This window comes from Pseudoxanthomonas taiwanensis (genome assembly GCF_010093135.1).
GTDB classification, from domain to species: Bacteria; Pseudomonadota; Gammaproteobacteria; order Xanthomonadales; family Xanthomonadaceae; genus Pseudoxanthomonas; species Pseudoxanthomonas taiwanensis.
In genome coordinates, this window is record NZ_PDWK01000118.1 from 1 (window position 1) to 3,777 (window position 3,777).

The window sequence follows — 3,777 nt, forward strand, 5'->3', positions numbered from 1 at the left end:
CTGTCGAACCGCGCCGCCCCACCCCGACCCGCCGCCCATGAGCAAACGCTACGACCGCCACTACTTCGACCACTGGTACCGCGGCCAGGGCATCCACGACCCGAAGCGGCTGGCGCGCAAGGTGGCGCTGGCGGTGTCGGTGGCCGAGCACTACCTGGAGCGGCCCGTGCGCACCGTGCTGGACATCGGCTGCGGCGAGGGCGCCTGGCGTGCGCCGCTGCTGAGGCTGCGCCCGCGGGCGCGCTACCTGGGCTTCGACGCCAGCGAGTACGCCGTGGCCCGCTACGGCGCGCGCCGCAATCTGCACCTGGCCACCTTCGGAGACTTCGCCTGGCTGCGCCCGTGTGCCCCGGTGGACCTGCTGGTCTGCGCCGACGTGCTGCACTACCTGCCCTCGCGCGAACTGCTGCGCGGCCTGCCCGGCCTGGCCGAGCTGTGCGGCGGTGTCGCCTTCCTGGAAACGTTCACCGCCGGGGACGAATTCGAGGGCGACACCGAGGGCTTCCAGGCCCGCCCGGCCGCATGGTACCGCCGCCACCTGCGCGCCCACGGCTTCACCCCGGTCGGCTCGCACTGCTGGCTCGGCCCCGCCCTGGCCGGCAGCGCCTCGACCCTCGAACGGGCAGGCTGAGCCGCCCCGCGCCCGCGGCGACGCGACGCACGGAGCCGGTCGCAGCGGATGCGCCTGCCGCCGGTGACGCACGGCATTGGCGCCTTCCGGTGCCGCGGTCGAACGCCGACGCCGGATACGCCTGCCGGTTCGCCGCGGACGCGGCTCTCGCGGATCGCGGCGCGACGAGCGCCACGACGGGGACTTCACCCCCGCCGCGCCGCCCAGGTGTGGATGATGCGGGCGATGGCGGCCACGCCGTCGGTGAGCGCGGCCGGGCCGGGCTGCAGGATCAGTGGCGACTTGATCTCGTGCAGCTCGCCCTCGCGCACCGCCGGGATCGTGTCCCAGCCCGGGCGTGCGGCCACCTGCTCCGGACGGAAGCGCTTGCCGCACCAGGAGCCGAGGATGATGTCGGGGCGGCGCTCCACCACCAGCGCCGGATCGGCCAGGATGCGCGCCCGCGCCAGGGGCTGGGCCGCCAGCTCGGGGAACACATCCTCGCCCCCGGCGATGCCCACCAGCTCGGACACCCAGGCGATGCCGGTGATCTGCGGCTGGTCCCACTCCTCGAAATACACCCGCGGCCGCACCGGCAGTCCCGCGGCGCGCGCGGCGACCTCCTCCAGGCCGCGGCGCAGGCCGTCGGCATAGGCGCGCGCGCGTCCGGCCACGCCCACCAGCGCGCCCAGGCGCACGATGTAGTCGAGGATGCCCTCGACCGTGCGGTGGTTGGCGATCCACACCTCCACGCCGCGGCGCACCAGCTCGGCGGCGATGTCGGCCTGGATGTCGGAAAAGCCGATGGCCAGGTCCGGCTTCAGCGCCAGGATCGCCTCGATCTTCGCCGTGGTGAAGGCGCTGACCTTCGGCTTCTCGCGCCGCGCCTGCGGCGGACGCACGGTGAAGCCGCTGATGCCGACGATGCGGTCCTGCTCGCCCAGCGCGTACAGGACTTCGGTCGGCTCCTCGGTCAGGCAGACGATGCGGCGCGGCCCCATCATCCCACCCGCCTGCGGAAGAACACCACGCGCTCGGCCTCGGCGAAGCCGCAGGCCAGGTGCGCGGCCCGGCCGGCGGTGTTGTCCAGCCGCGCATCGGAGGCCAGTTCGGTGCAGCCGCGCACACGCGTCCAGGCCTCCACCGCCTGCACCAGCGCGCGGCCGATGCCGCGGCCGCGCCATGGCGGGGCCACGTACCAGGCCTCGAGGAAGCCCACCGGCGAGGTGGCCGTGCCATTGACGTGGCCGTGGCGCAGCGAGGCCTCGGCCATGCCGGCCGGCTGCCCGTCCACCTCGGCGAGGAACACGCCATCGGCGCCCGCGTGCAGCCACCGTGCCGCCTCGGCGGCCAGCGCGCCCGCGTCTTCCTCCGGCCACAGCGCGGCGCGCATCGCCACCCAGGCCGGCAGGTCGGCCGCGCCGGGCGCGCGCACGCGGACCCCGGTCACGGTTGCAGCATCCGCCTGGTCCAGCGGCCGTCGGCGCCGCGCGCGTAGAACCAGCGCTCGTGCAGGCGGAAGCTGGCGCCGTACCAGAACTCGAACGACTCCGGCGCCACGCGGAAGCCGCTCCAGCCCGGCGGACGCGGCACCGTCTGGTCGCGGAAGCGCGCCTCGACCTCGGCCAGGCGCGCCTCGAACTCTTCGCGCGAGGCCAGCGGCTGCGACTGCCGCGAGGCCCAGGCGCCGAGCTGGCTCATGCGCGGGCGGCTGGCGAAGTAGGCATCGGCCTCGGCGTCGTCCACCTGCGACACGCTGCCCTCGATGCGCACCTGCACGCCGGCCTCGCGCAGGTGGCGCCACAGGAACAGCAGCGCCGCGCGCGGGTTCTCGCGCAGCTGCCGGCCCTTGCGGCTGTCCAGGTGGGTGTAGAAGACGAAGCCGCGCTCGTCGAAGGCCTTCATCAGCACCGTGCGCGCCGAGGGCCGGCCGTCGGCACCGGCGGTGGCCACGGGCATGGCGTTCGGGTCGGGCATGCCGCTGCGCGGGGCCTCCTCGAGCAGGCCGGCGAAGGGCTGCAGTGCCTCGGCGTACAGCGGGTCGGTCATGGCGGCTTCCACCTGCGCGATCGGGATGCGTATTGTGGCCCCATGACCGCGAACGCGCACGGCTTCCCACAGGACCTGGTGCAGGCGGCGCTGGCCGCCAGCGGTGCGCGCGCCGGCGGGCCGCTGCGCGTGCTGGGCCTGTCCGGCCTGCAGGGCAGCGGCCAAAGCACCCTGGCCGCGCAGGTCGTGGCCGCGGCGCGCCAGGCGGGGCTGTCGGCGGCGTTTCTGTCGCTGGACGACGTCTACCTGACCGCCGCACGGCGGCGCGCGCTGGCGGCCACGGTGCATCCGCTGCTGGCCACGCGCGGGCCGCCGGGCACCCACGACCTGCCGCTGGCGCTGGCCACGCTGCGGGCGTTGCGTGCCGGCGGGTGTCCCGCACTGCCCCGTTTCGACAAACTGGGCGACGACCGCCTGTCCGAGACACTCTGGCCAAGGCCGGAACGACCGCTGGACCTGCTGGTGTTCGAGGGCTGGTGCCTGGGCGTGCCGGCGCAGGACGAGGCCGAGCTGGCCGACCCCGTCAACGCGCTGGAACGCGACGAGGCCCCCGACGGCACCTGGCGGCGCTGGTGCAACACCGCCCTGGCGCGCGACTACCCGGCGCTGTGGGCGCAGCTGGACGTGCTGTGGTTCCTGCAGCCGCCGGGCTTCGAGGTGGTGATGGAATGGCGCTGGCAGCAGGAACGGGCCCTGCAGGCGGCCGAGCCGGGCCGGCGCGGCATGGACCGTGCCGCACTGGCGCGCTTCCTCCAGCACTACGAACGGGTCAGCCGCCATGCCCTGCGCACCCTGCCGGGGCTGGCGGAGGTGACCGTGCCGCTGGACACGGCCCGCCGCCCGGCCCCGCCACGCTTCCGCCACACGGACTGAAGCGGCCGGCGACTCGGCGGCTCATCCGCTTCAACGGTTCCGCCGACGACCGCAGCCCCCCGGTGGCCGGGACCCAGGCCACACCGCCATGACCGGCCGCACAACGGCGGTCATCCACGCGCCGCGGGAACCCCGCCGCCCGCCGGGCGGCGGGGCGCGGGCGGGCAAACGGGCCGGCCGGCATCCCGGGGGGCGGGGGGGGGGGGACGGCAGGGGGGGGGCCGTTTCAAACTCCGAGTGTGCGG

At 75.5% G+C, this 3,777-nt stretch carries 5 protein-coding genes; 2 read left to right on the forward strand and 3 right to left on the reverse strand.

The annotated features are described in order from the left end of the window. Nucleotides 1-37 precede the first annotated feature (37 nt). Nucleotides 38-631, forward strand: a complete 594-nt coding sequence (locus CR938_RS13920) for a class I SAM-dependent DNA methyltransferase (RefSeq protein WP_162125561.1) — start codon at nt 38-40, stop codon at nt 629-631. A gap of 185 nt (nt 632-816) precedes the next feature. Here the strand turns inward: CR938_RS13920 and CR938_RS13925 are convergent, their stop codons facing one another. From CR938_RS13925 to pdxH, 3 genes are read right to left on the reverse strand one after another with little or no spacing between them, the layout of a single operon-like run. Next, nucleotides 817-1,611 (reverse strand): cobalamin-binding protein, encoded by a 795-nt coding sequence (locus CR938_RS13925; protein ID WP_162125563.1) that lies wholly within the window; start codon nt 1,609-1,611, stop codon nt 817-819. Continuing rightward, a complete protein-coding gene (aac(6'), locus tag CR938_RS13930) occupies nt 1,611-2,003 on the reverse strand; it encodes an aminoglycoside 6'-N-acetyltransferase (protein WP_162125564.1) in 393 nt (130 codons plus the stop codon). The genes CR938_RS13925 and aac(6') overlap by 1 nt, the downstream gene beginning before the upstream one ends. A gap of 53 nt (nt 2,004-2,056) precedes the next feature. After that, complete coding sequence (gene pdxH / locus CR938_RS13935; RefSeq protein WP_162125562.1) at nt 2,057-2,659, reverse strand: pyridoxamine 5'-phosphate oxidase; 603 nt, start codon at nt 2,657-2,659, stop codon at nt 2,057-2,059. A 42-nt stretch (nt 2,660-2,701) separates the two neighbouring features. Here pdxH and CR938_RS13940 point away from each other — a divergent pair, with 42 nt between their 5' ends. Then, nucleotides 2,702-3,532, forward strand: a complete 831-nt coding sequence (locus CR938_RS13940; RefSeq protein ID WP_211365248.1) for a kinase — start codon at nt 2,702-2,704, stop codon at nt 3,530-3,532. Nucleotides 3,533-3,777: the final 245 nt, after the last annotated feature.